Source organism: Croceicoccus sp. (assembly GCF_983967925.1).
The window spans coordinates 13,201-36,370 of the sequence record NZ_CFETID010000014.1; the positions used below are offsets into that span (position 1 = coordinate 13,201).

22 protein-coding genes are annotated in these 23,170 nt (G+C 66.5%); 5 read left to right on the forward strand and 17 right to left on the reverse strand.

Going from position 1 to position 23,170, the window contains the following annotated elements; all coding sequences use genetic code 11:
• Positions 1-3: 3 nt before the first annotated feature.
• Entirely contained in the window at positions 4-477 is a 474-nt protein-coding gene (locus tag AC4FIJ_RS09455) for a hypothetical protein (protein WP_490336471.1), read from the forward strand.
• Here AC4FIJ_RS09455 and AC4FIJ_RS09460 read toward each other — a convergent pair.
• The 4 genes from AC4FIJ_RS09460 to plsY form a co-directional block, all read right to left on the reverse strand.
• Entirely contained in the window at positions 474-1,892 is a 1,419-nt protein-coding gene (locus AC4FIJ_RS09460) for an MFS transporter (RefSeq protein ID WP_490336472.1), read from the reverse strand. The genes AC4FIJ_RS09455 and AC4FIJ_RS09460 overlap by 4 nt on opposite strands.
• A gap of 72 nt (positions 1,893-1,964) precedes the next feature.
• Positions 1,965-4,577 carry a type I DNA topoisomerase gene (gene topA, locus AC4FIJ_RS09465; protein ID WP_490336473.1) on the reverse strand — a complete coding sequence of 871 codons (2,613 nt, stop codon included), beginning with the start codon at positions 4,575-4,577 and terminating at the stop codon, positions 1,965-1,967.
• Positions 4,578-4,703: 126 nt separating this feature from the next.
• Positions 4,704-5,834 (reverse strand): DNA-processing protein DprA, encoded by a 1,131-nt coding sequence (dprA, locus tag AC4FIJ_RS09470; protein WP_490336474.1) that lies wholly within the window; start codon positions 5,832-5,834, stop codon positions 4,704-4,706.
• Positions 5,835-5,857: 23 nt separating this feature from the next.
• On the reverse strand, positions 5,858-6,451 hold the full coding sequence (gene plsY / locus AC4FIJ_RS09475) for a glycerol-3-phosphate 1-O-acyltransferase PlsY (RefSeq protein ID WP_490336475.1): 594 nt from the start codon (positions 6,449-6,451) through the stop codon (positions 5,858-5,860).
• A gap of 125 nt (positions 6,452-6,576) precedes the next feature.
• Between plsY and murI the strand changes: the two genes are divergently transcribed.
• Both murI and hemA read left to right on the forward strand, forming a co-directional pair.
• Positions 6,577-7,392, forward strand: a complete 816-nt coding sequence (gene murI, locus AC4FIJ_RS09480) for a glutamate racemase (RefSeq protein WP_490336476.1) — start codon at positions 6,577-6,579, stop codon at positions 7,390-7,392.
• A gap of 217 nt (positions 7,393-7,609) precedes the next feature.
• On the forward strand, positions 7,610-8,830 hold the full coding sequence (gene hemA, locus AC4FIJ_RS09485; RefSeq protein ID WP_490336541.1) for a 5-aminolevulinate synthase: 1,221 nt from the start codon (positions 7,610-7,612) through the stop codon (positions 8,828-8,830).
• Between the two features lie 457 nt (positions 8,831-9,287).
• Here hemA and AC4FIJ_RS09490 read toward each other — a convergent pair whose 3' ends face one another.
• The 6 genes from AC4FIJ_RS09490 to AC4FIJ_RS09515 all read right to left on the reverse strand — a co-directional run bounded on the left by AC4FIJ_RS09490 (position 9,288) and on the right by AC4FIJ_RS09515 (position 14,647).
• The gene (locus tag AC4FIJ_RS09490; RefSeq protein ID WP_490336477.1) at positions 9,288-10,214 is read right to left on the reverse strand and encodes an NAD(P)H-dependent flavin oxidoreductase; all 927 of its coding nucleotides are present in this window, start codon (positions 10,212-10,214) and stop codon (positions 9,288-9,290) included.
• Positions 10,215-10,259: 45 nt separating this feature from the next.
• Entirely contained in the window at positions 10,260-10,895 is a 636-nt protein-coding gene (locus AC4FIJ_RS09495; protein ID WP_490336478.1) for a CPBP family glutamic-type intramembrane protease, read from the reverse strand.
• 66 nt (positions 10,896-10,961) lie between these two features.
• Positions 10,962-11,933 (reverse strand): SphA family protein, encoded by a 972-nt coding sequence (locus AC4FIJ_RS09500; RefSeq protein WP_490336479.1) that lies wholly within the window; start codon positions 11,931-11,933, stop codon positions 10,962-10,964.
• A gap of 180 nt (positions 11,934-12,113) precedes the next feature.
• On the reverse strand, positions 12,114-12,392 hold the full coding sequence (locus tag AC4FIJ_RS09505; protein WP_490336480.1) for a hypothetical protein: 279 nt from the start codon (positions 12,390-12,392) through the stop codon (positions 12,114-12,116).
• 294 nt (positions 12,393-12,686) lie between these two features.
• Complete coding sequence (locus AC4FIJ_RS09510) at positions 12,687-13,895, reverse strand: type III PLP-dependent enzyme (RefSeq protein WP_490336481.1); 1,209 nt, start codon at positions 13,893-13,895, stop codon at positions 12,687-12,689.
• 197 nt (positions 13,896-14,092) lie between these two features.
• Positions 14,093-14,647, reverse strand: coding sequence for a LemA family protein (locus tag AC4FIJ_RS09515; protein ID WP_490336482.1), 555 nt, complete (start codon positions 14,645-14,647; stop codon positions 14,093-14,095).
• A 109-nt stretch (positions 14,648-14,756) separates the two neighbouring features.
• Here AC4FIJ_RS09515 and AC4FIJ_RS09520 point away from each other — a divergent pair, with 109 nt between their 5' ends.
• The gene (locus AC4FIJ_RS09520; RefSeq protein ID WP_490336483.1) at positions 14,757-15,707 is read left to right on the forward strand and encodes a DUF3137 domain-containing protein; all 951 of its coding nucleotides are present in this window, start codon (positions 14,757-14,759) and stop codon (positions 15,705-15,707) included.
• Between the two features lie 165 nt (positions 15,708-15,872).
• On the opposite strand, the gene AC4FIJ_RS09525 is transcribed toward AC4FIJ_RS09520, so the two are convergent.
• The 5 genes from AC4FIJ_RS09525 to AC4FIJ_RS09545 are packed head-to-tail and all read right to left on the reverse strand — an operon-like array spanning position 15,873 to position 19,919.
• Positions 15,873-17,045, reverse strand: coding sequence for a carboxynorspermidine decarboxylase (locus AC4FIJ_RS09525; protein WP_490336484.1), 1,173 nt, complete (start codon positions 17,043-17,045; stop codon positions 15,873-15,875).
• Entirely contained in the window at positions 17,045-17,446 is a 402-nt protein-coding gene (locus tag AC4FIJ_RS09530) for a VOC family protein (RefSeq protein ID WP_490336485.1), read from the reverse strand. The genes AC4FIJ_RS09525 and AC4FIJ_RS09530 overlap by 1 nt, the downstream gene beginning before the upstream one ends.
• An 18-nt stretch (positions 17,447-17,464) precedes the next feature.
• Positions 17,465-17,884: a hypothetical protein gene (locus AC4FIJ_RS09535; protein WP_490336486.1), complete on the reverse strand. Its 420-nt coding sequence runs from the start codon at positions 17,882-17,884 to the stop codon at positions 17,465-17,467.
• 17 nt (positions 17,885-17,901) lie between these two features.
• Positions 17,902-18,705 carry an alpha/beta fold hydrolase gene (locus AC4FIJ_RS09540; protein ID WP_490336487.1) on the reverse strand — a complete coding sequence of 268 codons (804 nt, stop codon included), beginning with the start codon at positions 18,703-18,705 and terminating at the stop codon, positions 17,902-17,904.
• Positions 18,706-18,707: 2 nt separating this feature from the next.
• On the reverse strand, positions 18,708-19,919 hold the full coding sequence (locus tag AC4FIJ_RS09545) for a saccharopine dehydrogenase family protein (protein WP_490336488.1): 1,212 nt from the start codon (positions 19,917-19,919) through the stop codon (positions 18,708-18,710).
• A gap of 184 nt (positions 19,920-20,103) precedes the next feature.
• Between AC4FIJ_RS09545 and AC4FIJ_RS09550 the strand changes: the two genes are divergently transcribed.
• Positions 20,104-20,535 (forward strand): MAPEG family protein, encoded by a 432-nt coding sequence (locus AC4FIJ_RS09550; RefSeq protein WP_490336489.1) that lies wholly within the window; start codon positions 20,104-20,106, stop codon positions 20,533-20,535.
• 9 nt (positions 20,536-20,544) lie between these two features.
• Here AC4FIJ_RS09550 and AC4FIJ_RS09555 read toward each other — a convergent pair whose 3' ends face one another.
• Together AC4FIJ_RS09555 and AC4FIJ_RS09560 are read right to left on the reverse strand one after the other, a co-directional pair.
• The gene (locus tag AC4FIJ_RS09555; protein WP_490336490.1) at positions 20,545-21,741 is read right to left on the reverse strand and encodes a class I SAM-dependent RNA methyltransferase; all 1,197 of its coding nucleotides are present in this window, start codon (positions 21,739-21,741) and stop codon (positions 20,545-20,547) included.
• Positions 21,738-23,165, reverse strand: a complete 1,428-nt coding sequence (locus tag AC4FIJ_RS09560; protein ID WP_490336491.1) for an NAD(P)H-hydrate dehydratase — start codon at positions 23,163-23,165, stop codon at positions 21,738-21,740. The genes AC4FIJ_RS09555 and AC4FIJ_RS09560 overlap by 4 nt, the downstream gene beginning before the upstream one ends.
• Positions 23,166-23,170: the final 5 nt, after the last annotated feature.

Consider the following 23,170-nt stretch of genomic DNA (forward strand, 5'->3'; position numbering starts at 1 on the left):
CGCATGCCGGTCGGCCCTGCCCTGTCCGCTTCGGTTCGTGCAGTCGGCACGCTGATGGCGGCGGCGCGGGATCCGTGGTGGATCATCTCGAGCGCGGCGGTGGCGCTGCACGGGGCCGATGCGGGCGAGGTCGCCGATGTGGACGTGCTGCTGAGCGAAGCCGATGCGCAGGCCATCCTGCCGGGCATCGGGATCGAATGCCGGCCCGGCCCCGCGCATCCGACGTTCCGGTCGGGCATTTTCGCGACATGGACTGGGACCGCTCTACCGGTCGAATTCATGGCGGGTTTCTGCCATTTTTCGGGCGGGACATGGGTGCCGGTGCAGCCCGTGACGCGCAAGCCGGTCGATGTCGGCGGCGCGAGAGTGTTCATTCCCGAACGGGCAGAGCTGCACGCCATGCTGACCGGCTTTGGCCGGCCCAAGGATCTGGTGCGTGCCCGCAGTCTGGCGGCGGACCGGGATCGGCCCGCCTAGGCACCCGTCTGCACATATTGCGCCATTCGCCGCTGCGCGACGATGGTGCGATAGCGGGTGAGCGAGCACAGGCCCGCGACCATCGACAGGGCGATCGCGACATAGAAGGGCACCGGGCCGAGGCCTAGACCAAGGCCCAGCATCAGGCCCGCCAGCGCCGCCGCATTGGCCTGCCCGAACAGGCGCGAGGTGGACAGCACGCCGCCCGCCGCCGCCGCACGCTCACGCGGGGCGCTGCCGATCAGCAGGCGCGAATTGGGCGGCATGAAAAAGGCGAAACCGATCGCGCAGGTGACCAGCCGCCATGCGACATCGAAATAGCTGCCATCGGCGGGCAGGAAGATGAAGGAAACGAACCCGGCGATCAGGATCGCAAGCCCAAACAGGCCCAGCTTCGTCGGGGCGACGCGGTCGGACAGCCAGCCGGTGAACGGCGCAAAGATCAGCATGGTCAGCGGAAAGGGCAGCAGCAGCAGGCCCACCTGATCGGGCGTGTAGCCCAGCTTTTGTTCAAGGATGAAGGGCAGCGACACGGTGAGCAGCCCGGTCGCGCAGAACGCCACCGCGCCCGCCAGTGCGGACAGGCCGACGGCGGGCAGCGCGAGGATGTCGACGGGCAGTACGGGGCGGTCCTGCTGACGCTCGCGCCGGACCAGCAGCCATGCGGACAATGCGCCGAACACGAAGGCGGCGATGCCGGGCAGCAGCGTGCCGCCATGCGCGGCCAATTGCACCCCGCCGATCAGCAGCGCGACGGTGACCGCGCTCCACGCGCTGCCGGTGCCGTCGAGTTCCGCACCGGGGCGGGCGTTGGGCAGGCTGCGGCCCAGCAGCAGTGACAGCAGCGCGAAGGGCACCGCGACCACGAACACATATTGCCACGAAAAATGCGCCACGATGAACCCGCCCAGCGTCGGCGCCAGCGCGGCGGAGGAAGCCACCACCACCGAATTGACGCCCAGCCCGCTGCCGAGGCTCTTGTCCGGATAGATGTTGCGGATCATCGCCGATGCGACCGCCAGCGCCAGGCTGGCCCCCAGCGCCTGCAGCGCGCGCAGCACCAGCAGCATGGCAAAGCTGTCGATGAACCACACCAATGCCGAGGCGGAGCAGAACAGCACCTGCCCGATCTGGTAGATGCGGCGGTGCCCGATGCGGTCGCCCAGCTTGGCGAAGGGCAGCAGGCCCATCACCATCACCAGCTGATAGATCGTGACGACCGAGGTGACCGCCCCTTCGCTGACGTCAAGCTCGCGCGACAATGTGGGCAGCGCGACATTGGCGATGACCGAATCGAGCACGAACAGCGCGGTGCCGAAACTGACCGCGATGATCGCCCAGATGCGGCGGGGCATGGGCAGGCCCTCGCCGTCCTCGCTCACGCCGGGTCCGCCGGGCGACGCGCCGTCATCCATGACTGTCTGCTGCATGGGTGATGGACGCGAACGGCGGCGAAACGTTCCGCTCTGCCGCCGGGCGCGGACGCATCAGCCTTCGGTTTCCTTCGCCTTGGCCGGGGCCTTCTTTGCCGGGGCCTTCTTTGCAGGCGCCTTCTTCTTGGCGGGCGCCTTCGCGGTTGCCTGTTTTTTGGGGGCAGCCTTCTTGGGCGCGGCCTTTTTCTTCGCGCCCTTTTTCTTGGGCGGGCCCTTGGCGGCGCGTTCGTCGATCAGGCGAACGGCGTCTTCCTCGGTCACGTCCTCGGGCTTCATGTCGCGCGGGATCGTGGCATTGGTCGTGCCGTCGGTGACATAGGGGCCATAGCGGCCCGCCATCAGCTTGATCTCGCCGCCGCTGGTGGGATGTTCGCCGAAGGTCTTGAGCGGTTCGGCCTTGGCCCGCGCGCCGCCCTTGCGATTGGCGGCCTCGGCCAGCAGGGTGACGGCGGCGTTCATGCCGGTGTCGAATACGTCCGCCGTGCCCGCCAGCTTCGCATATTTGCCGTCGTGGCGCAGATAGGGGCCATAGCGGCCGATATTGGCCTCGATCTCCTTGCCGGTCTCGGGATGCTCGCCCACGATGCGCGGCAGCGAGAGCAGCTTGACCGCCCATTCCAGATCGAGTTCGGGAATGTCCTTGGGGATCGAGGCGCGCTTCGCCTCTTTCCCCTCGCCCATCTGGATATAGGGGCCGAAGCGGCCCGTCTTGCGCTCGATCGGCTCGCCCGTTTCGGGGTGCTTGCCGATCTCGGTATCCGCGCTCTCGCCATCCTCGCCCGGCTGGCCGAAGCGGCGGGTGTACTTGCATTCGGGATAGTTGACGCAGCCGATGAACGCGCCGTTGCGTCCGCCGCGCAGATGCAGCTCGCCGCCTTCGCGCCCTTCGGCGATGCATTGCGGGCAGGCGCGCGGGGCCAGCCCGTCCTCGCGCGGGGGGAAAAGATAGTCGGCCAAGAATTCGTCGAGCGCGACGGTGATGTCGCTGGGCTTCTGCTCCATCACTTCGTCGGACTTGGGCTTGAAGTCGCGCCAGAACGCCTCGAGCACGGTGTGCCAGTCGGCGCGCCCGCCCGACACGTCGTCCAGCTCGTCCTCCATCCCGGCGGTGAAGTCATAGGCGACATATCGCTCGAAGAAGCGTTCGAGGAACGCGGTCAGCAGGCGGCCCGAATCCTCGGCGAAGAAGCGGTTCTTCTCGGTCCGGACATAGTCGCGGTCCTTCAGCACCTGCAGCGTCGCGGCATAGGTCGAGGGGCGCCCGATGCCCAGTTCCTCCAGCCGTTTGACGAGGCTGGCTTCGGAATAGCGCGGGGGCGGCTGGGTGAAGTGCTGGTTGGCGTCGACCGATTTCTTGGCCGGACGGTCGCCCGATTTCATCAGCGGCAGCAGGCCTTCATCGTCGTCGTCGCTGCGCTGGTCGAGGCCTTCCTCGTACAGCGCGAGGAAGCCGGGAAATTTCACCACCTGCCCGGTGGCGCGCAATTCGTGCTGTCCGGTTCCGTCGCGCATGGTGACGCTGGTGCGTTCCAGATTGGCGGCGGCCATCTGGCTGGCCAGCGCGCGCTTGTAGATGAGGTCGTAGAGCTTGGCCGCATCGCCGCTGCCGCCGCGCGGCTTGGTGAAATCGGTCGGGCGAATCGCCTCATGCGCTTCCTGCGCGTTCTTGGCCTTGGTCTGATACTGGCGCGGCTTTTCGGGCAGATAATGGCCGTCATAGCGGTCGCTGATTGCCTTGCGTGCCTCGCTGATCGCGCCGGGGTCCATCTGGACACCGTCGGTACGCATGTATGTGATCAGCCCCTGCTCGTAGAGGCCCTGCGCCAGACGCATGGTGTGGCTGGCCGAGTAATGCAGCTTGCGCGCGGCTTCCTGCTGCAGGGTAGAGGTGGTGAACGGCGGCGCGGGGTTGCGCTTGACCGGCTTGGTCTCGACATCCTCGACCGTGAAGGCGCCGTTCATCACCGCGGTCTTGGCGCGGATCGCGATGCCTTCCTCGCCCAGCGACAGGCGTTCCAGCTTGCTGCCTTCGAACTTCACCAGCCTTGCCTCGAAGGCGGTGCCGTCATGCTCCATATGCGCGATGACGGACCAGTATTCCTGCGGCGTGAAACTCTCGATCTCGCGCTCGCGCTCGACGATCAGGCGCAGCGCGACCGATTGCACGCGGCCCGCCGATTTCGCGCCGGGCAGCTTGCGCCACAGCACGGGCGAGAGGGTGAAGCCGAACAAATAATCCAGCGCGCGGCGGGCGAGATAGGCGTCGATCAGATCGTGGTCGAGTTCGCGTGGGCGCGCCATCGCGTCGGTCACCGCGGTCTTGGTGATCGCGTTGAAGGTGACGCGCTCGACCTCCTTGGGCAGCGCCTTGCGCTTTTTCAGCAGTTCGAGGACGTGCCAGCTGATCGCCTCGCCTTCGCGGTCAGGGTCGGTGGCGAGGATCAGGCGGTCCGCCGTCTTGGCGGCATCGGCGATGGCGCGCACCTGCTTCTGCTTGTCGCCGTAAAGCTCCCAGTCCATCGCGAAGCCCTCGTCCGGCTTTACCGAACCGTCCTTGGGCGGCAGGTCGCGGACGTGGCCATAGCTGGCCAGCACCTTGTAGTCCGAGCCCAGATATTTCTCGATGGTCTTCGCCTTGGCGGGCGATTCTACGATGACAAGTTGCATGTTACTTCAAGTATTCCCGATGCGGAACCGAGGCGGATTTCGGTCCCTCTACGTGTGTACGCGCGAAAATGGGGACCGCGCCCAGTCCCAGTCAAGACGATTAACGGTCAAGGCGATTAACGCGGCCTACGCAAGCGAAACCCGCCCGCCGGCATGACGCTGGATGCGCCCCGCCAGCTCCATTTCGAGGAGCGCAAGCTGCACCGCCGCAGGGGCCGCGCCGCTGGTGCGGATGAGTTCGTCCACGCTGACGGGGGCGGCGGATATCAGCGCGGCGATGTCGGCGGCGGGTTCGTCCCTGCCCTCCCCAAGCCCTTCCGTTTCCTCCTCGCGCGGCAGATGGGCGAAGACCGGCGTCTCCTCGCGAAAGCGGCTGCGCGGTGCGCCGGTGAAGCTGTCGAGTAGTTCGGCGATGTCGTCCGCGCCCTGCACCAGCACCGCGCCTTCGCGGATCAGATAGTTGCAGCCGCGCGCCCTTGCGTCGCGCGGATTGCCGGGCACAGCCATCACCTCTCTCCCCGCATCAGCCGCGATGCGCGCGGTGATCAGGCTGCCCGACTTGGGCGCGGCCTCGACCACCACGGTGCCTGCGGCCATCCCGGCGATGATGCGGTTGCGGCTGGGGAAATGGCGCGCCTGCGGCTGGGTGCCGGCGGGTTGTTCGGCGATGAGCAGGCCCTCGGCGGCGATGCGGTCCTGCAGATCGGCATGCTCGGGCGGATAGGTGATGTCGATGCCGCTGGCGATGATCGCGGCGGTGGCGCCCCCACCCTCCTTGGCTGCAAGGGCACCTTCATGCGCGGCGGCGTCGATGCCGCGCGCAAGGCCCGACACGACCAGCCGCCCCTGCTGCGCCAGTTCGCGCCCGAATTGCCGCGCCAGCGAAATCGCGGCGGCCGAAGCATTGCGCGCGCCGACGATGGCGACCGCCGGTTTCTGCAAGAGCGCCAGATCGCCGCGGATCGTCAGGATCGGCGGGGCATTGTGCATTTCGGCAAGCAAGGCGGGGAATGCGGGGTCGTCGTGGAACAGATAGCGGGCGTTCGCGGCACGGACGGCGGCCACTTCGTCGCGGACCAAGGCTTCGGGCGCGGGTTGCTGCTTGCCGCCGCCGCGCGCCGCCATTTCGGGCAGAGCCTCGAGCGCGGCGACCGCATTGCCGAAACGCGCCAGCATCTGCCGGAAACTGACCGGCCCGACATTGGGCGAGCGCAACAGGCGGATGCGCGCGAAGGCTTCTTCCTGGCTGATCGGCATGATGCGTGGAGAGATCCGCTACTTTATTTCTTGCCCACGCGCGGTTCGGTACCCGCGATCAGCCGCTGGATATTCGCGCGGTGCCGCCACAGCACCAGCGCGGCCATGATGGCCAGCGCCAGCGCATAATGCGGCCAGCCCATGAAAAAGGCGGCGATCGGCGCGGAGATGGCCGCGCTCATCCCGCCCGCGCTGGAAATGCGGGTGATCGCCAGCATGCCCAGCCACACCACGGCGAAGACCAGACCGATCGGCCAGGCGAGGCCCAGCGCCACGCCCATCAAAGTCGCCACGCCCTTGCCCCCGCGAAAGCGTAGCCAGATCGGCAGGCAGTGCCCGACGACCGCGGCAAGGCCCGCCCAATGCTCGGTCCCCGGCCAGATCGCGCGCGCGATCAGCACCACCGCCGCTCCCTTGGCCAGATCGAGCAGCAATGTCGCCGCCGCCAGCCCCTTGCGCCCGGTGCGCAGCACATTGGTCGCGCCGGTGCCGCCCGATCCGATCTCATGCAGATTCCCCGCGCCCGCCATGCGGGTCAGGATCACGCCGAACGGGATCGAACCCAGCACATAGCCGAAGATCAGCGCGGACAGCAGGTCGATCGGGGTCACGGGCATCTCTCCGCCAAATGGAACCCAAGCCGTTAGCCGCTTGGCCGATGCGGCTCAAGCGCGGCTCGCTCCATTCCGTTGCCGATGGGCCGTCTTGCACAATCTTTCGCGCTCACGCATTGGGGGCGGCGATGACCCAGACCGATCCGCCCATCCGCCCCGACGCGCCGATACTGGTGTTCGATTCGGGGGTCGGCGGGTTGACCGTGCTGGACGCGCTGCGCCGGATTTTGCCGCAGGCGCCGGTGATCTATGCCGCCGACAATGCGGGCCTGCCCTATGGCGAGAAGAGCGAGGCGGAGATCGCCGCGCGCGTCGCGGGCCTGCTGGGCCGCATGACCGAGCGGTTCCAACCGCGCCTTGCCTGCATCGCCTGCAATACCGCCAGCACGATTGCGCTGGGCATGGTGCGCGACGTGCTCAATATCCCGATCGTCGGCACGGTGCCCGCGATCAAGCCTGCCGCCGCCATGACGCGGACGGGCGTGATCGGGCTGATCGGCACGGGCGCGACGATCCGGCAGGGCTATGTCGACCGGCTGGAGGCGGAATTCGCGGCGGACAAGACCCTGTTGCGGCTGGCCGCCCCCGGCCTCGTCGCGGCGGCGGAGGCGAAATTGCGCGGCGAAGCGGTCGATCCGGCGATCGTCGCGCAGACATTATCGTCGATGCGCGCGATGGAGGGCGGCGAGAGGATCGACACGCTGGTGCTGGCCTGCACGCATTTCCCTCTGCTGGCCGATGAACTGTCCGGCGCTTTCGGCCCGCAGGTTTCGCTGATCGACGGGGCGGACGGAATCGCGCGGCGGATCGCTTCCTTGACGCAGGGTCAGCCGTTCGGCCGCACGCGGCCCGACACCGCGCTGTTCACCCGGGCCGAGGCGGGATTGTCGGCGCTGAAACCCGCGCTGGCGGCCCGCGGGCTGGACCGGGTCGAGGTTCTGTGATCGGCGGATCGCAGTTCTGTCATCGCCAAACATGCTTTGCATGGCTGTGGACAATGCAGTAGGGGCTTTCCCGACAAGCATTGGCCCGGACCGCCGGTTGGGGTCATGGATTGGCGCGGCGCGCGAATTTGATCTGGCGCAATGCGCGCGGGGGCAGACCCTGACAGGACGCGGCAAGCGTTCCGGCAGGCAATATCCCACAGGCGAGCAGTACGACGTGAATTACGACCAGATTTTCGACCAGGCGATCGACCGGCTGCATGCCGAGGGGCGCTACCGCGTGTTCATCGACATCCTGCGCAATAAGGGTGCCTATCCCAACGCGCGCTGCTTTGCCGGGCACAACGGGCCCAAGCCGATTACCGTGTGGTGCTCCAACGACTATCTCGCCATGGGGCAGCACCCCAAGGTGATCGAGGCGATGGAAAGCGCGCTGCACGATGTGGGCGCGGGTTCGGGCGGCACGCGCAATATCGGCGGCAACACGCATTACCACGTCGATCTGGAATACGAGCTGGCGGACCTGCACGGCAAGGAAGGCGCGCTGCTGTTCACGTCGGGCTATGTCTCGAACGACACCACGCTGACCACGCTGGGCAAGCTGCTGCCGGGTTGCGTGATCTTTTCCGACGAGTTGAACCATGCCTCGATGATCGCGGGCATCCGCAATTCGGGCTGCGAAAAGCGGGTGTGGCGTCACAACGACATCGCCCATCTGGAAGAGCTGCTCGCCGCCGAGGACGAGGCGACGCCCAAGCTGATCGCGTTCGAATCGGTCTATTCGATGGACGGCGACGTCGCCCCGATCCACGCGATCTGCGACCTGGCCGACAAGTATAACGCGCTGACCTATATCGACGAGGTTCACGCCGTGGGCATGTATGGCGCGCGCGGCGGCGGGATTTCGGAACGCGACGACGCGGCATCGCGCATCGACATCATCGAGGGGACGCTGGGCAAGGCGTTCGGCGTGATGGGCGGCTATATCGCGGCGGACAAGCGCATCATCGATTGCGTGCGTTCCTATGCGCCGGGCTTCATCTTCACCACCTCGCTGTCGCCGGTGCTGGTCGCGGGCGTACTGGCATCGGTCCGCCACCTGAAATCCTCGAGCGTCGAGCGCGAGGCGCAGCAGGCCTCCGCCGCGTTCCTGAAGGACGCGATGCGCGATGCGGGGCTGCCGGTGATGGATTCGACCACCCATATCGTGCCGCTGATGGTGGGCGACCCGGTGCGGGCCAAGAAGATCTCGGATATTCTGCTCGCCGAATACGGCGTCTATGTGCAGCCGATCAATTTCCCGACCGTGCCGCGCGGCACCGAGCGCCTGCGCTTCACCCCCGGCCCCGCGCACACCGAACAGATGATGCGCGATCTGGTCGGCGCACTGGTCGAGATCTGGGACCGGCTTGAGCTGGAGCTGCGCAAGGCGGCGTAGTTTTCTTTAGGCCCTCAGACGCCGGGCGCGGGCCATCCGGCCCGCTTGGCTTCCTCGCATAAGCTCGGGCGCGCATTCGCGCTTGCCGGTGTCGCCTTCGGCGTCCGGTGACGGTCTTGCGATGTCGCGCCCGATACATTGATTGTCCGGTTCCCCGCTTCGTGCCAATGTCAGGCGATGCTGGCGCGCTTCAATTTCCTGCTGGCCTGTGCGCTGGTGGGGCTATTCTATTATCATTCGGCCACGCAAATCCGTCATCCAGTTCGATTGGCGGTCGTCACCGCCCTTTCGGCGGAGCACGTCGACCAATGCGTCAGTGGTATCGGCTGGTGGGATAACCGCGACGTAATTCCGCCCAGAACGACTGTTCGGCCGATGGCCTACCTTCCGCTCCGCCTTGCTCCGGCACGGGGTTTTCCGCGGCAACCATGCGTCAGTTGCAGGAATGCTTGCGGACTTAGCTTTGTCCCAACCGCGCCTTTGCCGCCGCATATTCCTGTTTGAAGCGCGCGATCAGATCCGCCGCCGGCACCACCGCGTCGACAGAGCCGACGCCTTGGCCGCTGCCCCAGATGTCCTTCCACGCCTTGCTGCCGCCGAAATTCATCGCGCTGGGGTCCGATTCGGGCAGCTTGTCGGGGTCCATGCCAGCCCGCTCGATCGAGCCGCGCAGATAATTGCCGTGGACGCCGGTGAAGAGGTTGGAATAGACGATGTCCTCCGACCGGCTGTCGACGATCATCTGCTTGTATTCGGGGACCGCCACGGCTTCCTCGGTCGCGATGAAGGCGCTGCCGATATAGCCGACGTCGGCGCCCATCGCCTGCGCGGCGAGGATCGACTGCCCGTTCGCGATAGAGCCCGACAAAGCCAGCGGCCCGTCGAACCATTCGCGGATTTCCGACACCAGCGCAAAGGGCGAGATCGTGCCCGCATGGCCGCCCGCGCCCGCCGCCACCGCGACCACGCCGTCCGCGCCCTTTTCCACCGCCTTGCGCGCGAACTTGTCGTTGATCACGTCGTGCAGCACCATCCCGCCATAGGAATGGATCGCGTCGTTCACTTCCTCACGCGCGCCGAGCGAGCAGATCACGAGCGGCACCTTGTATTTGACGCAGAGTTCCAGATCCTCCTGCAGCCGCGCATTGCTGCGATGGACGATCAGGTTCACCGCGAAGGGCGCGTCATTGTCGGTCAGCTCGGCGTTCAGCCGTTGCAGCCATTGTTCGAACACGCCGTCGCCGCGTGCGTTGAGCGAGGGGAACGAGCCGACGATGCCGCTGCGGCATTGCGCCATCACCAGATCGGGCTGCGACACGATGAACATCGGCGCAGAAATCGCGGGCAATTGCAGGCGGCTTGTCAGCCATTCGGGCAGGCTCATCGTCGGTGTTCTCCCATCCTTGGTCGATGGGCGTTAGCAAAGGCGTTAGCCTAGGAACAGGGCAACAGAGCCGATCAGGTTGAATGTCATATGCGCGGCCACGCAGGGCAGCAGCCGCCGCCCGCACAGCTGGTACATCACGCCCAGCGCCAGCCCGATCAGCCCCGTCACCACCGCGCCCGACGGGCCATAGCTGTGCGAGGCGCCGAAGGCGGCGGCGGAGATCAGCACCAGCAGCGGAACCGCGCCGCGCCCGAATATCTTCGCGCCCCAGCCGATCACGAAACCGCGGTAGAGCAGTTCCTCTGCCGCCGCGCTGGCAAGCGCGATGACCAGCGTGACGAGGAAAACCGGCCAGTTGCCCGCCACCGCCGCCAGCGCGCCGGTATCGACGCCTTTGCCCAGAAGGCTTTCGACAAGCGGGCGGACCAGCTCGGCAATGGCGACGGCCAGCGCGCCGCCGACGAGGATGCCCAGCAGCATCGATTTCGCCCGCGATTTCCAGACCAGCGCCAGTGTCGCGGCGCGCGAAGGCCTGTACAGCGCCAGCACCGCCGCCATGAAGCCCAGCGATATCAGGAAGCCGAAGGTCGGGATCAGGATCGCGGGCACCAATGCGCCAAGGCACAGCAGGGCGGGAATCCACAGGCGGGCGGAGGGCGAGGCAGCGGATGAAGTCATCCGCTGCCGCATAGCGCGGCGCTGGCTAACAGGGGGTTAGCGCGGCGTGTTAAGCCGGCATCGTCTTCAACCGGGTATCTTCATCGCCAGCGGATAGGAAAAGTCGATCCAGAAGGTCGAGCCCTTGGGCCGGTTGGTCACGTCCACCTCGTGCATGTAACGCCCGCGGAACGTGCCGGGCTTTCCGGCCATCATGACGGTCGTGGAGGCGGTCGCGCCCACGGCCAGCACTTCGCCGCGAAACGGGCCCAGCGGGCCTTCGTCGTCGCTGACCTGCTTGGCCCAGCCGACTTGTGCGCCCAGCGAAAAGGCGGGGGAGAAGCTGTGTTCGATCGCGCCCTCGACATGGATCTCGTCGCCGCTGTCGTAATCGGTAAAATCGTTGCGGCCGTTCCACGTATAGCCCGCCTTGGCGCTGACGTCCCAGCCCGCCTCAGCGTCGTGCCAGCTGACGGCGGCGGATCCGTCGACGGCCCAACGGTGCAGCGAGAGATTGGCGAGCTGTCCTTCGCGGTAATGGCCGATGGGCGTGTTGATGATCGAGGACAGCTGGAAATTCAGATCGCCCGATTTCCAGCCCATCATGACCACCGCGACCGGATCTCCGGTGGTGAGCGCGCTGTCATGGACCGATGCCGCCCTTGTGTTGCCCCCCGGCCCGGTCAGCAGCGCGTCGACATCGACGATGGGGGCTCCGACGGGAACCGTGACGCCCAACGCCAACGTGCCGCCCAGCACATTGGTCGAGGGCACGACCAGTATGGTGGGAAATTCCGCGACGACCGTCATGTCGAGGCCGACCGCGATGTTTCCGTTCACAGGGAATTCGCGCTCTGCCGAGGCGTTGCCGTCGTAGATCCAGATCAGCTTGTCGAGATAGACGCCCTCGAACGGGGCCATGACCGCGGTTCCCGGTCCGCCCGAGCCCAGCAGATACAGCGAGGCACCGTTTTCGGTGGCCTCAGCCTGTCCCGCGAAACAGGCGGCGAAGACGCCCAAGGATGCGAAAATCGTTTTCTTGCGATTGAGCCAGCCCATGGTCGACCCTCCTCACCGGCAGCAGGCAGACAAGTATAACGCTGCCGAGGTGCGGGATAATCGGGATTTACCCTAGGGGACGCGGGATATGGCCGTTCGGATGGCCGGGAGAGCGGCAAGTACGCTGCCCGGAACCGAAAAAGAGGCCGCGGAACCTTGCGCTCCGCGGCCTGCGTGTCGTCACTCCATTTCGTCGGCGACTTCGTTCAGCGCGTCGGCGCGGTCGTCGCCGATGTCGTCGATCTCCTCGGCGCGGGCGTTGAGCGCGTCTTCCTGCGCGTCGGTCGGTGCCTCGTCGGCCATTTCCTCAAGCGCGGAGGCCTGATCGTCGCCGTAGTCCTCGACGGCATCAGCGCGTTCTTCCAGCGCGTCGCCCCGTTCCTCGACCGCAGAGTCGGGGCCGCAGGCGGTGACCGCGAAAAGGGCGGGCGCAGTGGCGAGCAGGATGAGCTTTTTCATGAAATAGGGTTCCTTCTGTTGCGCGCCGCGGCCCATGGCCAATCGAGGCCCCTGACGGGCGGCTGGCGGGGCGGCGCTTTCTGTTTCCGGCCCTCTTGCAACGGGCGAACGGCACGATGTTTCCGAATTAACCGGCTTGCCCGCGCGATGGCCGCATGGCGAAAGGCCCCGCAAGCGCGCTTGCAGGGCCTCTCTGATTCCGGCGATTATGGTGCGTCGCGGCGTTCAGCGCAGCGAGATGACCCGGCCTGGCGCAGCGAGATCGCCCCGCCTAGCGCAGGGAAATAACCCGGCCTAGCGCAGCGAAATAACGTTATCCGAAACGCGCGGATCGGCGCGATCGCCGCGATAGAGGCTGCTCATCGGCTCGTCCGACACGGCTTCCACCGGGCCGTCGCCGAAACCGTTGAACGCGGTGCGCATCGCCGCGCCATAGGCGCCCAGCATCCCGACCTCGATATAGTCGCCCGCGCGCATGTCGGCAGGCAGCGGGAACGGGCCTTCCATGTAATCGGCGTCGTCGCACGTCGGGCCATAGAACGCGAAATCGGCCGTCTCGGCGTCATTCTCGGGACCGGCCACGCGGCGGACCGGGAAGCGCCAGCCGATGTGGGCGGCATCGAACAAGGCGCCATAGGCACCGTCGTTGATGAACAGCTCGTTCTCGCGCCGCTTTTCGACGCGCACGATCATCGAGTTGTATTCCGCGCACAGCGCACGGCCCGGCTCGCACCACAGCTCGGCGTTGTAGGCGATGGGCAGTTCGTAGAAATGGCGGTGGATGACCGAGAAATAATCCTCCAGCGGCGGAGGCTCCATCCCCGGATAGACCGAGGGGAAACCGCCGCCCACGTCGATCATGTCGATCACGACGCTGGCCTCGGCAATCGCGGCGCGCACACGCTCAAGCCCCTGCACATAGGCGAAGGGGGTCATGGCCTGCGAACCGACGTGGAAGCACACGCCCAGCCAGTCGGCCTTTTGACGCACGGCCTGCAGCAGGCCCGCGGCATCGGTCAGGTCGACGCCGAACTTGGCGGCGAGCGAAAGCTCGGAATATTCGGACGACACGCGCAGGCGCACGCACAGGCGCAGGTCCTTTGCCTCCACACCGTCGCGGGTGGTGGCGCGCACGATCTTGTCCAACTCGTCATGGCTGTCGAGGCTGAAGGTCTTGCAGCCATGCTCGAAATAGGCCTCGGCAATCGCGCGCTCGGTCTTGACCGGGTGCATGAAGCACAGCGTCACGTCGCGGCCCAGAGTGCTGCGCACAAGCCGCACCTCGGCGATCGAGGCGACGTCGTAATGCGTCACGCCGCCGTCGTGCAGGATCTGCAGCAGATCGGGCGAGGGATTGGCCTTGACCGCGTAGAGCACCTTGCCGGGGAACTTCCGGACGAAGAACTCCGCGGCCCGCCGCGCAGCATGCGGGCGGTTGAGGATAACCGGTTCGTCCGGCGAAAGGGCGCGGACTACAGCAGCGGCGTCAGGGAAAATGGACAATTCAAGGGACCCCCAGAGGTAGACATTCGACAAGAGCTGCCTTGCGGTTTGGAAGTCCCCATGGGGCAGCGGAGCGGGCGCATATAAGCGCCATGGACGAAAACGCAAGGTAATTTCGCGGTTTCCGCGCCGCTACCGAAAGCGCGGCAGGGCGGATTCTGTGTTCGGCGGGCCGTGCTGAAACGCGTGCCCGCGGATCAGAATTGCACGTTCGGAACCTGATCCACCGTGCCCACTTCCGAATCGTCCAGCCGGTGGAAATCGGCATGGCGAAAGCCGAGCGCCCCGGCGAAGATCACCGCGGGAAAGCTCTCAATCCCGGTGTTATAGCGCGACACCGCGGCGTTCAGCGCGCGGCGGGCGGCGGCGATCTTGTCCTCAATTTCGGAAAGTTCGCGCTGCAATTCCTGGAAATTGGCGCTGGCCTTCAATTCGGGATAGGCCTCTCCCAGTGCCAGCAGGCGGTCGAGCGCGACGGCGAGCTGTTCCTCGTTCCCCGAGCTTGGTCTTCCCGACGCGGCGCGGTTGCGCGCGGCGATCACAGCCTCGAGCGTCTCCGATTCGTGGGCGGCATAGCCCTTTACCGTGTTGACGAGATTGGGCACCAGATCGTGCCTTTGCCGCAATTGCGCGTCGATGTCGGCCACGCCCTGCCGCACCCTCTGGCGCAGCGAAACGAGGCGGTTATAGATGCCGATCACCAGCACGGCGATCACCACCAGCACGACCAAAACGATAATCCAGCCCGTCATCGCCCGCATTTCCCCTTGCGATTCGCCGTCTTGCTGCGCAGCCTAGCACCGCGTGGCTTGATGGAAAGAGCGACGGGCGACAGCCCGCGCCAACGCGTCGGAGTGGACGATGATCGAATTGCCGCAGACACAAAGCCTGATGGCCGGCCCGCTTGGCGGCTGGCTGCGAGAGCAGAAGGCGATGCGCAGCGAAGCGCAGGCGGTGGCGCAAAAGCGCATCTGGACGTCGGTGCTGGTGCTTGGGCCGATCGTGCTTGTCGCTTGGCTTGCCCTGCCGGTGCCGCTGCAGGCCAAGCTGGCAGTCACCGGTGTGGTCGCCATGCTGGCATGGGCGTGGACGCGCGGACCGGTCAACGAGGCGCGCAAGTCGGTCAAGAGCGGGATAAACAAGGCCATCGCCGAATCGCTGGGACTACGCTTTACCATCGACAGCCTGCCCGGCACGGGTTTCCGCCGCGCCAAGGCGCTGGGCATGCTGCCGCGCCACGACCGCGCGAAATTTGAGGATCACTGGTCGGGCGAGATCGCCGGGCATCATTTCGAACTGCACGAAGCGAAGCTGGAGGAACGGCGCGGCAGCGGGAAGAACCGGCGCTGGGTCACGGTGTTCCAGGGCGCGATCATCACCATGCAATATGGCCGGGGCATCCATTCGCGCACGCTGCTGCTGCGCGAGGGGGTGCACCGCGGCTTTTTCGGCGGGCGCAAGGATTCGGTGAAGCTGGACGGCGAACGCTTCGAACCGGTCGAGATCGTGCATCCCGATTTCGAGGATGCCTTCGATGCGTGGACGACCGATCCGGTCGAGGCGCGCTATCTGATCCACCCCTCATACGTCGAGCGTCTGATCGACATCGAGAGGAGCTTTGCCGGCAAGGACATCTGCGCCCTGTTCGACGGGCGGCACGAGCGCGGCGACATGGTCATCGCGGTCCGCACCGGCAACATGTTCGAAAGCGGGCAGATGGATGCCGACAGGGACGAACAGATGGTCGCGCGCACGATCGAGCAGTTCGGCACGCTGGCGCGGCTTGCCGAAACCATGAACGAGTTTCGCTGAAGCGCATGCCCGCTGCACCATGGTGCAGGTTCAGCGTCTGGGCCGGGCCGCTATGGTCATTCCCACGCTGCGGGGTGCCGTCGGGGGATGTGCGCTCGCGGGCCTTGGTGGCCCGCTCCCCGGCATGTCCGGGGACGCGGCGCTCATGGCCAGGGCAGGCGGCGGTCAGCTCAGCCGGTCGCGGAAATCGCGGTATCCGAAGCTTTTCACCTTTTCGAGCAGGCCGCTGTCCGAATCCCACAGCCAGATCGAGGGCAGCGGCACGCCGTTGAAGGTCGTGGTCTTGACCATCGAGTAATGCGCCTGATCGAGGAAGGCGAAGCGCGTGCCCACCTTCGCCTCGCCCGGAAGGCCGTAGTCGCCGATCACGTCGCCCGCGAGGCAGGATGGCCCGCCAAGACGGATCGGTTCGACATCCTCGCGCTCGTGCAGCATGGCGGGGCGATAGGGCGCCTCGAGCACGTCCGGCATGTGGCAGGTGGCCGAGATGTCGGTGATGCCCAGAGGCATGCCGTTGTAATGCGTGTCGAGCAGCGTGCCCACCAGAATGCCCGCGTCCAGCGCCACCGCCTCGCCCGGCTCGAGATAGATCTTGCAGCCGGTCATGTCGCGCACGTCGATCAGGAACTGCACCAGCTCGTCGCGCTGATAATCGCTCCGCGTGATGTGGTGCCCGCCGCCGAAGTTCAGCCATTTGAGGTCGGGAATCACATATTCGATATGCGGCAGCAGCGCTTCCCAGGTGCGCTTCAGCGGCCCCAGATCCTGTTCGCACAGGGTGTGGAAATGGAGACCGTCGAGCCCCTCGACATGCTCCTCGGTCAGCTGGTCGACCGGGAAGCCCAGCCGCGAATGCGGGGCGCAGGGGTCATAGCGGGGCACCTCGCCCTCGGCATGGAGCGGGTTGACGCGCAGGCCGATGTCGAAGGTCTCACCCCGGTTGCGCGCGGCCTGAACAATATCGGCAAAGCGTTCGCGCTGCATCGGCGTGTTGAAGATGACATGGTCGGACAGGCGGCAGATCTCCTCCATGTCCTCGTCCTTGTAGGCCGCGCAGAAGGTCGCGATCTCGCCGTCGTAATGCTCGCCAGCCAGCATCGCTTCCCACAGGCCCGAGGTGCACACGCCGTCGAGATATTCGCCGATCATCGGCGCGACCGACCACATCGAAAAGGCTTTCAATGCGGACAGCACCTTGCAGCCCGAACGGTCGCGAATATCGGCCAGAACGCGCAGGTTCTGCCGCAGCTTGGCGGCATCGACCACGAAGGCGGGGCTGTCGACGAGGTTGAGGTCGAAATCGGCAAAGGCTCCGGGATCGCCGGCGCGGGTTTCCATCAGTCTATGTCCTTCGTATCGGGCGCGCCCATGCAGGCGATCCACCATGTAATGCCGCCCGGATCGCGAAAGCCGCCGCGATAGTCGTCACCGCGCCGCATCGGTTCCTGCACGCGGGTCGCGCCCAGCGAAAGCGCGCGGCGCCAGATATCGTCGACATCGGGCATGTAGAAGTGAAGATGCAGGTCGGTCGCGGGCCATTCGGCGCTGGACTGGCCCATCATCAGCACGGTTTCGCCGATGCGGATCGCGGCATGGCGGATGCGGCCGTCATCGTCCTGCATGACCGTCAGGCGCGTACCGCCGAACGCCTGCTCGACAAAGGACAGCGAGGCCTCGGGGTCGTCCAGAACCGCATAGGGCGAGATCGCGGGATAACCCTGCGGTCTGAAATCGGTCATGAGTGCTGCTCCTTTGCGTCAGTCCACGCAGATCGCGCGCACCGCCTTGCCGTCGACCACCTCGGCATAGCAGCCGAACAGCGCGTCGTCGGCCTGACAGGTGCCCACGATCTGCCCGTCGGGGCCGTCGTCGGGCGCGGTCACGCATTTGCCGGTGCATTGCTGGTTGTCGGTGCATTGCTGGCCCGCGTCGGGATAGGGATGCACGCACATCAGCGTCTGCGCCCTGCCCCTGCGGTCCAGCATGCCGCCCTGCGCCTGACACGCGGCGGCATCGGGCTGCGGCATGGCCGAGGCGACATCGCGCGGCATGTCGGGCACGGCGGCAGGGGCGCTGTCAGCCGGCGGATCGCCCTGACATGCGGCCAATGCCAATGCGCCTGCCAGCGCGCCGGCCAGCGCCCCTGCCCGCAACCACGCGGCCCTTCCTGCCTTCATTCCCGCTCCTGCCATTTTCAGCGCGCATCGCCGGGCTGATACGCAAGCCATTCGCTGACCAGAGCCGCAAAGCGCACCGGATCGCTCTCAGGCAGAAGATGGCCCGCGCCTTCGACCACTTCAAGCCGCCCCCGCGGCGCGATATCGGCCAGCGCACGGGCCGATATGGCAAAGGCAGGGCGGGTCTCCGTGCCCATCGCGGCGATCACGGGCAGGTCCAGCGCGCGAATCTCGTCCGCCGCGATCCTGATCGGCGGCGCGCCCTTGCCCATCAGCAGCGGGACCGTGCGGGCGTTGGACAGGGCGATGCGGCGGCGGTCTTCGGGCAGATCGGCGATAAAGCCGGGATGGCCGACATTGTCGAACAGGCGGTGCGCGGCGGCTTCCTCGCCCTGCTCGGCCAGCACTTCGGCGACGGGGCCGAAGCAGGCGGCGGCATCGGCGCCGAACCGCCCGCGCCGATCGTCATCCTCGATAAAGCTGCCGATCACCGGTTCGTACAGGATCAGCGCCGCCACCAGATCGGGGCGGCGCATCGCCAGCAGCAAGGCGGGTTGGCAGCTATAGGACCAGGCGACGACGACCACGGGGGCATCCATGGTCGCGTCGATGAACTGCTCCATGTCGCGCGCGTGGCGCTCGCCGCCGAAATCGCTGCCGTCGCCGGTCCACGCGGCGGTGCCGAAATAGGAAAGCGTGATCGCCCGCGCATCGACATCGAAGGGCAGCGCGTCGAGCACCGGCCCCCATGTGCGCGCATCGCCCAGCGCGCCATGGACGAAGAGGGTCGGGTGCGTGTCGGTCGTCCTCTCCTCTGGCATGATCAGAACGGCAACGGTCCGTCGAGTTCCTCGACCGTCCAGGGCAGGCCGTGTTCGTTCAACATCTCCATGAAGGGATCGGGATCGAACTGCTCCATGTTGAACACGCCCTCACCCTTCCACTTGCCGGTCAAGATCATGGCTGCGCCGATCATCGCCGGGACGCCGGTGGTATAGCTGACGGCCTGGTTGCCGGTTTCCTCATACGCCTTTTCATGGTCGCAGATGTTCTTGATGTAGAACGTCTTTTCGCCCGATCCGTTTAGCGCTTCGCCCGTCGCGATGTCGCCGATATTGGTCTTGCCCTTGGTCGTCTCGCCCAGGCTGGACGGTTCGGGCAGCACGGCCTTGAGGAACTGCAGCGGAATGATCTCACGCCCCTCGTACATCACCGGGTCGATGCGGGTCATGCCCACGTTCTGCAGCACGGTGAGGTGCTTGATGTACTCTTCGCCAAAGGTCATCCAGAAGCGCGCACGCTCCATCTCGGGCACGAAGCGGGCGAGGCTTTCCAGCTCCTCGTGGTACATCATGTACATCGTCTTCTCGCCGACCTGTTCGAAATCGAAGGTCTGCTTGACGCCCATCGCGGGGGTCTCGACGAACTCGCCATTCTCCCAGTGACGGGCGGGGGCGGTCACTTCGCGGATGTTGATCTCGGGGTTGAAATTGGTCGCGAACGCCTGACCGTGATCGCCGCCGTTGCAGTCGAGGATGTCGAGCAGGCGGATGGTCTTCAATTTATGCTTCTTGAGCCACATCGCGAACACGCTGGTCACGCCGGGGTCGAAGCCGCTGCCCAGAAGCGCCATCAGGCCCGCATTCTTGAACTTGTCCTGATAGGCCCATTGCCAGTGATATTCGAACTTCGCGACGTCCTTGGGCTCGTAGTTGGCCGTATCCATGTAATGCACGCCCGCGTTGAGGCAGGCGTCCATGATCGACAAATCCTGATAGGGCAGCGCCAGATTCACAACGAGGTCGGGCTTCACTTCGTTGATCAGCGCGGTGGTCGCGGCGACATCGTCGGCGTCGATCGCGTGGGTGGGCACGGTCACGCCGGTGCGCTGCTTCACGCTGGCGGCGATCGCATCGCATTTGGACACGGTGCGGCTGGCCAGCACGATTTCGCTGAAGATGTCCGCATTCATGGCCATCTTGTGCACCGCGACCGAGCCGACCCCGCCCGCGCCGATCACCAGAACCTTGCCCACAATGCATCTCCTTAAAGCGCGCCCCGCAGCATGGCGGGGCCATAAATCCATCAGTGCGCCGATATAGACCCGCATTGGTGACACGCAAGCGACAGCAGCGCGGCAAAGGGGGTGAAATCAAAGCTTTTGACAGCACAGGCGCTCGGCGGCACTGTCCGGCGGGTGGGGAAACGGGGGAATGATCATGGCCGACACGACGATATTGGTGCCCGCCGCCGCATTGGTGGTGTGGACGGTGGTGATGTTCTGCTGGATGCTGGTCCACCGGATGGGCTTGTTCCGCCAGCACGGCATCAATGTCGCCAAGATGCCGCCCGGCGCGATCGGCGGCGACATCGCCCGCGTCGCGCCCGAGGCGAAGGACTGGGTGGCGCAAAACTACAACCACCTGATGGAGCAGCCGACGATCTTCTACGCAGCCTGCGTCATCCTGTCGCTGGGCGGGGCGAGCGGGTACGACGTGGGGCTGGCATGGTTCTATGTCGCGGTGCGCGTGGTCCACTCGGTCTGGCAGGCGCGCGTCAACGTGGTGTCGGTGCGAGCATCGCTTTTCGTCGTGTCGAGCCTGGCGCTGGTGGTGCTGGCGATCCGCGCGTTCCTGTCGGTGCTGGGCTGATCGCGCCAATCAACCCCGCACGAACAGGCTGGCGAGTTCCACGTGGGTCGACCAGCGGAACTGGCCCACCGGGCGCAGTTTGACGAGGCGGTATCCGCCCGCCACCAGCGCGGCGGCGTCCTTGGCCCAGCTCGACGGATTACAGCTGATATAGCAGATGCGCGGTACCGCGCTCTGGGCCAGATAGGCCACCTGCTCCTTCGCCCCGGCGCGCGGCGGGTCGAGCAGCACCGCGTCGAAGCGGCCGAGTTCGTCGGCCTGCAACGGATTGCGGAACAGGTCGCGGTGCATGGCAAAGACCTGCCTCTGCGCGATGCCCGCCGCCGACTTGCATGCCAGATGCGCGTCGCGCGCGGCTTCGGCAGCCAGCACTTTCGCGCCGCCTGCTGAGAGGGCGAAGGCGAAGGTGCCGAGGCCGGAGAACAGGTCTGCGGCATGTTTCGCGCCCGCCAGCCATTCGCTCGCGGCACCGACCAGCGCGGCCTCGCCCTCTCGCGTGGGTTGCAGGAAGCTTCCCGGAGGCAGCGCCACCGGCACGCCCGACAGGGTGACGGTCGCAGGCTCCGGCTCCCAATGGGTTTCGGGGCCATAGCCGTCGTTCAGCGTCAGCCGCGCGAGACCGTTCTGCTGCGCGAAGGCAATCAGCGCCTCGGTCTCGGCCAGCCCCTCGGGCGTGTAGCCGGTGATGTTGCAGTCGACCCCCTGATCGCAGAGCGTCAGCTGGATGTCGGCGGACAGGCGCTTGCGGCCGAAGCCCGCGATCAGGCGGCGCAGCGGCGCGACCAGCGCGAAGATTTCGGGCGCCAGCACCTCGCACTGCTGCATGTCGACGATAGTGTGCGAGCGTTCCTCGCGGAAACCGATGCGCGCCGATTTTCCGCGCGCCTCGGCATGCAGCGTGGCGCGGCGGCGGCTGCGCGGCGGGGAGAGTTCGGCGGGCTCCAGCGTTTCGGGTGTCAGCCCCTGCCCCTCGGCGGCGTTGGCGACGCGGCTGGTGACGAAATCGCGCCAGCTTTCCTCGTCCAACTGCTGCAGCTGGCAGCCGCCGCATTGGGGGAAATGTCGGCAGGGCGGCTGTGCGTGATGCGGGCCGGGCGTGATGGTGCCGTCGGGCGCGACATCGTCGCCGGGGGCGGTCAGCGCGACAAAGCGCCCGTCCTGCGTCTGGCCATCGCCCTTGGCGGCGATGCGTGTAACAATACTCATAGGGCGGCGCACATAGCATCGCGCACCGATTCCGCCAGCATCGCGGCAGTGAAATCGGCACCGGTGCGTCGCGCGGCATCTGCATGCAGCCACACGGCCTCTGTCGCGGCGCGGAATGCATCGCCCGTGACCGCAAGGCGCGAGGCGGTGAGTCCCGCCAGCACATCGCCCGTGCCCGCGACCGACAGCCAGCTGGGCGACGGCGGCGCATAGGCCAGCGCGCCGCCGGGCGACGCGACCAGCGTGTCGGCGCCCTTGGCGATCACGATGGCCCCGGCGGCCTGCGCAAGGCAGAGCGCGCGGCAGGGTTTGGTGCCCTTGCCCGACAGGCCGAAGGATTTCTCCAGCGCCGCCATCTCGCCCTCATGCGGGGTAAGCACCAGCGGTGCGCTGCGGTCCGCGCGGTCGGCAGGCCGCAGCAGGGTCGGCGCATCGGCATCAAGCACCAGCGGGTGGCCGCTGGCCAGCGCCGCCTCCATGCGTTCGCGCGCCTGATGATCGCGGCCAAGGCCGGGGCCGCACAAGACGGCGGCGATACGTTCGTCCGACAGGGCATCGGGCAGCGGCATGTTGCCCGGCGCGCGCAGCACGACCAGATCGGCGGGCGCATTATACAGCGGTTCCTGCGCCAGCAATTTGACATAGCCCGCCCCGCCCAGCGCCGCCGAGCGCGCAGCCATCAGCGCCGCGCCCGCCATCGGGCCGGCCACGACGGCGACCAGCCCGCGCCGGTATTTATGCGCGTCTGCCGCGGGTGCCGAGATCGTGGGCTTGCCGATCAGCCGCGCGCCGCCCGGTTCAGTGTCGCAGCCGATGTCCACCAGCCGCGCCTGCCGCCAATGCGCCATGGCGGGCATCAGGAAATGCGCAGGCTTCCACGCCCCCAGCGTGATGCACAGGTCGTATTGCGGCAATTCGTCGATCAGCAGTTCGCCGCTGTCGGTCGCGACGCCGCTGGGCAGGTCGATGGCGATGCGGCGCGCATGCCGCGCCGATAATCCGTGCAGCATGTCGCGCAGCACGCCGGTCACTTCGCGGTTGAGGCCGCTGCCGAACAGGCAATCGACCAGCACCGTTCCCCTTGCCTCGGCGGCATCGACGACCGGGCCGGAATAGAGCGAGGCCGCGCGTTTCGCCGCATCGGTGGCGGGCGGCAGCGCGGCGATCAGCTGAACCGGAAAACCGCGTTCGCGCAGGGTTTCGGCGATCACATAGCCGTCGCCGCCATTATTGCCGGGGCCGCACAGCACGGTGACGGGCGCGCCGCTGGCGATGCGCCAGACCCATTCCGCCGCGCCGCGCCCGGCCCGCTGCATCAACGTGTGAACATCGGTGCCCGCATCCATCAGCCTCTGTTCCGCATCACGCATCTGCGCGGCGATCAGCACCTGATCGGGCGCGATCGGGTGCGGCTGGTGATGCATCGCCG

Bases quoted from the DNA above. Each gene is read 5' to 3' on its own strand.
- AC4FIJ_RS09455 (WP_490336471.1), top strand. From the start codon at position 4: ATGCCGGTCGGCCCTGCCCTGTCCGCTTCGGTTCGTGCAGTCGGCACG.
- AC4FIJ_RS09460 (WP_490336472.1), bottom strand. From the start codon at position 1,892: ATGGATGACGGCGCGTCGCCCGGCGGACCCGGCGTGAGCGAGGACGGC.
- topA (WP_490336473.1), bottom strand. From the start codon at position 4,577: ATGCAACTTGTCATCGTAGAATCGCCCGCCAAGGCGAAGACCATCGAG.
- dprA (WP_490336474.1), bottom strand. From the start codon at position 5,834: ATGCCGATCAGCCAGGAAGAAGCCTTCGCGCGCATCCGCCTGTTGCGC.
- plsY (WP_490336475.1), bottom strand. From the start codon at position 6,451: ATGCCCGTGACCCCGATCGACCTGCTGTCCGCGCTGATCTTCGGCTAT.
- murI (WP_490336476.1), top strand. From the start codon at position 6,577: ATGACCCAGACCGATCCGCCCATCCGCCCCGACGCGCCGATACTGGTG.
- AC4FIJ_RS09490 (WP_490336477.1), bottom strand. From the start codon at position 10,214: ATGAGCCTGCCCGAATGGCTGACAAGCCGCCTGCAATTGCCCGCGATT.
- AC4FIJ_RS09495 (WP_490336478.1), bottom strand. From the start codon at position 10,895: ATGACTTCATCCGCTGCCTCGCCCTCCGCCCGCCTGTGGATTCCCGCC.
- AC4FIJ_RS09500 (WP_490336479.1), bottom strand. From the start codon at position 11,933: ATGGGCTGGCTCAATCGCAAGAAAACGATTTTCGCATCCTTGGGCGTC.
- AC4FIJ_RS09505 (WP_490336480.1), bottom strand. From the start codon at position 12,392: ATGAAAAAGCTCATCCTGCTCGCCACTGCGCCCGCCCTTTTCGCGGTC.
- AC4FIJ_RS09515 (WP_490336482.1), bottom strand. From the start codon at position 14,647: ATGACGGGCTGGATTATCGTTTTGGTCGTGCTGGTGGTGATCGCCGTG.
- AC4FIJ_RS09520 (WP_490336483.1), top strand. From the start codon at position 14,757: ATGATCGAATTGCCGCAGACACAAAGCCTGATGGCCGGCCCGCTTGGC.
- AC4FIJ_RS09525 (WP_490336484.1), bottom strand. From the start codon at position 17,045: ATGGAAACCCGCGCCGGCGATCCCGGAGCCTTTGCCGATTTCGACCTC.
- AC4FIJ_RS09530 (WP_490336485.1), bottom strand. From the start codon at position 17,446: ATGACCGATTTCAGACCGCAGGGTTATCCCGCGATCTCGCCCTATGCG.
- AC4FIJ_RS09535 (WP_490336486.1), bottom strand. From the start codon at position 17,884: ATGAAGGCAGGAAGGGCCGCGTGGTTGCGGGCAGGGGCGCTGGCCGGC.
- AC4FIJ_RS09540 (WP_490336487.1), bottom strand. From the start codon at position 18,705: ATGCCAGAGGAGAGGACGACCGACACGCACCCGACCCTCTTCGTCCAT.
- AC4FIJ_RS09550 (WP_490336489.1), top strand. From the start codon at position 20,104: ATGGCCGACACGACGATATTGGTGCCCGCCGCCGCATTGGTGGTGTGG.
- AC4FIJ_RS09555 (WP_490336490.1), bottom strand. From the start codon at position 21,741: ATGAGTATTGTTACACGCATCGCCGCCAAGGGCGATGGCCAGACGCAG.
- AC4FIJ_RS09560 (WP_490336491.1), bottom strand. From the start codon at position 23,165: ATGCATCACCAGCCGCACCCGATCGCGCCCGATCAGGTGCTGATCGCC.